4 protein-coding genes are annotated in these 3,569 nt (G+C 74.8%); 3 read left to right on the top strand and 1 reads right to left on the bottom strand.

All coding sequences use genetic code 11. From position 1 onward, the window contains the following. Positions 1–302: 302 nt before the first annotated feature. From ddaH to L0B03_RS15275, 3 genes are all read left to right on the top strand, one after another. Positions 303–1,127: a dimethylargininase gene (ddaH, locus tag L0B03_RS15285; RefSeq protein WP_250447347.1), complete on the top strand. Its 825-nt coding sequence runs from the start codon at positions 303–305 to the stop codon at positions 1,125–1,127. An 8-nt stretch (positions 1,128–1,135) separates the two neighbouring features. Next, positions 1,136–2,332, top strand: a complete 1,197-nt coding sequence (rocD, locus tag L0B03_RS15280; RefSeq protein WP_250447344.1) for an ornithine--oxo-acid transaminase — start codon at positions 1,136–1,138, stop codon at positions 2,330–2,332. A gap of 81 nt (positions 2,333–2,413) precedes the next feature. Further along, positions 2,414–2,989, top strand: coding sequence for an Lrp/AsnC family transcriptional regulator (locus L0B03_RS15275; protein WP_284501892.1), 576 nt, complete (start codon positions 2,414–2,416; stop codon positions 2,987–2,989). Here the strand turns inward: L0B03_RS15275 and L0B03_RS15270 are convergent. Continuing rightward, positions 2,940–3,569, bottom strand: a 630-nt coding sequence (locus tag L0B03_RS15270) for a universal stress protein (protein WP_250447341.1), incomplete at its 5' end; no start/stop codon positions are given. The two genes, L0B03_RS15275 and L0B03_RS15270, sit on opposite strands and share 50 nt — an antisense overlap.

Raw genomic sequence — 3,569 nt, 5'->3', positions numbered from 1 at the left:
GGCATGGGCTGGTACGTGCTGCGGCAGGTGGCCCGCGAGGTCGCGGCAGCGCGCTGACACGCACCGCGTCGACGAGCACCGCGTCGACGGGCACTGCGTCCGCTGGTCGGCCGGCGGGCAGCCCTCAGCACGCCACGCAACGATCCGTCGCCGTCGGGCGCCCTGACGCAACGATCCGCCCCCCGACACGCACTCTCCTGATGTACCCGCGGCCCACCGCCCGCGCCTAGCCTCGGAGGCGTGCCGCCACCCGGCCGCCGTCGCACCGTCGCGCACCCCGTCGACCCGTCCCGGAGGCCACCATGAGCCGTACCGCCACCCCCCGCCGCTACCTGATGTGCCGTCCCGAGCACTTCGAGGTCTCGTACGAGATCAACCCGTGGATGGACGTCACCCGCGAGACCGACCGCGACCTCGCCCTCGCCCAGTGGGAGACCCTCTACCGGACGTACCTCGACTGGGGCCACACGGTCGACCTCATCGACCCGATCCCCGGCCTGCCGGACATGGTCTACGCGGCCAACGGCGCCACCGTCGTCGACGGCCTGGTGTACTCGGCGAAGTTCACCTACCCCGAGCGCGCCGCCGAGGGCCCCGCCTACCAGAAGTGGTTCGCCGACGCCGGCTTCGTCACCCACACCGCGGCTCAGACCAACGAGGGCGAGGGCGACATCCTCATGGTCGGGGACCTGCTGCTCGCCGGCACCGGCTTCCGCACCGACCCCGCCGCCCACGCCGAGCTCGCCGAGCTGACCGGCCGCGAGGTCGTCACCCTCGAGCTCGTCGACCCGCGCTACTACCACCTCGACACGGCCCTGGCCGTCCTGGACAGCGACCCGGCCTCCCCGCTCATCGCCTACCACCCGGGCTCCTTCTCCCCCGCAGCGCAGCAGGTCCTCGCCGACCGCTTCCCGGACGCCCTCCTGGCCACCGAGGCGGACTCCGCGGCCCTCGGCCTCAACGCCGTCTCGGACGGGCGCCGCGTCGTCGTCGCCCCCGGGGCCGTGGACCTGCAGGCCCAGCTCCGCGAGCGGGGCTTCGAGCCGCACCCGGTCGACACCAGCGAGCTGCTCAAGGGCGGCGGCGGGGCCAAGTGCTGCACCCTCGAGATCCGCACGGCCCGGTGAGCGCGCCGATGGCCACCTCCCTCGTCCCCAGCCACCTGGCCCGCAACTACCACCCCCTGCCCGTGGTCCTCGCCGGTGGCGAGAACTCGTGGGTGCGGGACACCGCGGGCCGGGAGTACCTGGACCTGCTCGCGGGGTACTCGGCCCTGAACTTCGGCCACCGTCACCCCGCCCTGGTCGACGCCGCGCGCGCCCAGCTCGACCGCATCACCCTGACCTCGCGGGCCTTCGAGCACGACCTGCTCGAGCCCTTCGCGACCCGCCTCGCCGCCCTGCTCGAGCTGCGCGACGACGACCTCGTGCTGCCGATGAACACCGGGGCCGAGGCCGTCGAGACCGCGATCAAGGCCGCCCGCAAGTGGGGGCACGAGGTCAAGGGCGTCCCGGCCGACCGTGCCACGATCATCGTCGCCGACGGCAACTTCCACGGCCGCACGACGACGATCGTCTCCTTCTCGACCGACGAGGAGGCTCGCGCCGGGTTCGGCCCCTTCACCCCGGGCTTCCGCGTGGTGCCCTACGGAGACGCCGAGGCCCTCGCCGCCGCGATCGACGAGACCACCGTCGCGGTGCTGCTCGAGCCCGTCCAGGGCGAGGCCGGGGTCATCGTGCCCGAGGCCGGGTACCTGCCCGCCGTCCGGGCCGCCTGCGACGCGGCCGACGTGCTGCTCATCGCCGACGAGGTCCAGTCCGGGCTGGGCCGCACCGGGACCACCCTGGCCTGCGACCTGGTCGGCGTGACCCCTGACGTCGTCGTGCTCGGCAAGGCCCTGGGCGGTGGCGTGGTGCCCGTCTCGGCCGTCGTCGGGCGCCACGACGTGGTGGGGGTGCTGACCGCGGGGACCCACGGCTCGACCTTCGGCGGGAACCCGCTGGCCTGCGCTGTCGCCCTGGCGGTGGTGGGGCTGCTCGAGACCGGGGAGCACCAGGCCCGGGCCCGCGAGCTCGGCGCCCACCTCGCCGAGCGGCTCGGCGCCATGGTCACCGACGGTCGGCTCGTCGAGGCGCGTTGCGTGGGGCTGTGGGCCGGCATCGACCTGGACCCGCGGCACGGCACCGGGCGCGAGCTCAGCGAGCGGCTCCTCGAGCGGCGCGTCCTCACCAAGGACACCCACGGACAGACCCTGCGTCTCGCACCCCCGCTGACCATCGCGCGGGACGACCTCGACTGGGCCCTCGACCAGCTGGGCGACGCGCTGCGCTGAGAGCACGGCTGATCCGGGGCGGCCCGGGCTCGGCCCAGCGCGATCCCCAGACCTGCAACGAGCCCGACACGTGGATCGGGCATGCTGTCCCCCATGGATCAGGACGGCGGGGGCCTCGACGGCGCGCGCGGCGGCGGACTCGACAGCCCTGCGCGCCAGGTCCGCACGCTCGACCCGCTCGACGCCGCGATCCTCGAGCACCTCGCGCAGGACGCGCGGGCCAGCTTCGCGGTCGTCGGCGCACGGGTGAACCTCTCGGCCTCCGCGGTCAAGCGACGCGTGGACCGGCTCCGGGCCGACGGCGTCATCAGCGGCTTCACGGCCCGCGTGGACCCCGCGGCCCTGGGCTGGTCGACCGAGGCCTACGTCGAGGTCCACTGCGGCGGTTCCACCAGCCCGCTCACCATGCGCGTGGCCTTCACCCGGTACCCGGAGATCATCGCCGCCAGCACCGTGACGGGCGAGGCCGACGCCGTCGTGCAGATCCGCGCGCGGGACGTACGGCACCTCGACGAGGTGGTCGAGCGGATCAACGCCGAGCCCTTCGTGCGGCGCACCCGGTCCACCGTCGTCCTGACCCCGCTCGTCCGACGCGCCGAGGAGACTCTCAGTCCCCGACCGACGTCGGCGACCACTCGTCCTGCCGCCGGGTCGTGACCACGGTCACCGGGCACACGGCGTGGTGCAGCACGGCCTGACTGGTCGAGCCCAGCAGCAGGCCCGCGAACCCGCCCCGCCCGCGGGAACCGACCACCACCAGGTCCACCGCCGTCGAGAACTCCGTCAGCAGTGCCGCCCCGGTGCCGTCCAGCACGTGGCGCCGCACCTGCACCCCAGGGTGGTCGGCGAGGGCACGGTCCACGACGACGTCGAGCCCCTCGGCCACGTCCCGCAGCACCGCCTCGTGGTCGACCGCGGCTGGCAACCAGGCCAGGATCCCGGCGCCTGAGCCGACCGGCACCCCCGCGACCGCGGTGAGCTCGGCGTCCCAGATCTCCGCCTCGTGGATCGCGTGGGCCAGGGCAGCCTCGGCGGCCGCCGACCCGTCGACGCCGACGACGATGCGCCGTACCCCGCTGGTGCCGCGCTGCGGACGGCCCTCGTCCAGGTCAGCCTGGCGGAAGGGCACCACGACCGTCGGGCAGTGCGCGTGGGCCGGGAGGGCCGAGGAGACGGTGCCGAGGAGCCGCTCGGCGAAGCCCCCGCGGCCGCGCGTCCCGACGACCACGGCGGCGGC

The sequence above is a fragment of the Actinotalea sp. C106 genome (genome assembly GCF_023630195.1).
Lineage (GTDB): Bacteria > Actinomycetota > Actinomycetes > Actinomycetales > Cellulomonadaceae > Actinotalea.
This window is presented reverse-complemented; position numbering and strand designations above follow the sequence as displayed.